Below are 926 nucleotides of genomic sequence, written 5' to 3'. Positions count from 1 at the left end.
CGAGGAGAAGGCTCTTGATGTTCATTTCTGACCTCCAGTCAAAGTTAAAAATGGGTCTGGGCATTCTGATTTGGCTGAAGGACAACCTGTCCCCATCCCCTGATGAAAAAGTCGCCCCGAAGCGCTCCTTCTTCTGGATGTGAAGATACTCGCCAACTTTTTCGTTTCAACATCGAATATCGCTCCCAAGCTTTGTTGAGCTTCTATGAGGGACGGTTGTTGCAGAAATGACACGAAATTGCCCCCTTTGGAGCCGTGATTTTAGACTTTGTTAACGTATGTAAACGCCGGTTAACCGGTCTTAACGATTGAAAACACGTATTTTTTGAGTCTGGGCTGTGAATAGTACCGCGAATCCGCTGAATGGATATCCAAATGTGGCTTTAGAAGCAGCTTTGCGGCGATGCACTGCCGGATAATAGAGAAGAAGTGACGAATCTCTCCATAATAGTGCGCCTCAGAAAGCTGCTTTTCACAGACTTTGAAGCCCACGATTCCGGCTTATTCACATCCCCCTATATATAAAAGTCCAAAATATACTGAGAATTTTGACATTCCGCGCTCAAATCGCTTGAAATGATCAACCGTACCGGCTATCTCGCCCTTACCGGAGAGGTGGCCGAGTGGTCGAAGGCGCTCCCCTGCTAAGGGAGTAGACCTCATAAGGGTCTCGTGGGTTCGAATCCCATCCTCTCCGCCACTATCATCAACATGATGATTTCCTCCTTAGAGCACTTGATTCCTCTCTGTTAGACGCGCTGTTTTGCAATATTTTGCCAGGCAGTAAGCCTTGGTATGGTTTGGCACCAGCTCCTGACTTTTTCAAACTTCGGAATCCAAGAAACTCAACATATTGAAATTATATAGTTTTTTGACTTCCCGTCGATTCTTGACTGGAGGTCAGAAATGAACATCAAGAGCCTTCT

The 926-nt window shown here is 46.0% G+C and carries 1 tRNA gene; it reads left to right on the top strand.

Annotated features, from left to right (window positions below):
- Positions 1-609 precede the first annotated feature (609 nt).
- A tRNA-Ser gene (locus CEV34_RS11050) sits at positions 610-700 on the top strand.
- Positions 701-926: the final 226 nt, after the last annotated feature.

Source organism: Brucella pseudogrignonensis, assembly GCF_002252525.1.
In the GTDB taxonomy this organism is placed as follows: Bacteria; Pseudomonadota; Alphaproteobacteria; order Rhizobiales; family Rhizobiaceae; genus Brucella; species Brucella pseudogrignonensis.
Note: the sequence above shows the minus strand (reverse complement) of the source record. Positions and strands in the feature narration are given on the sequence as shown.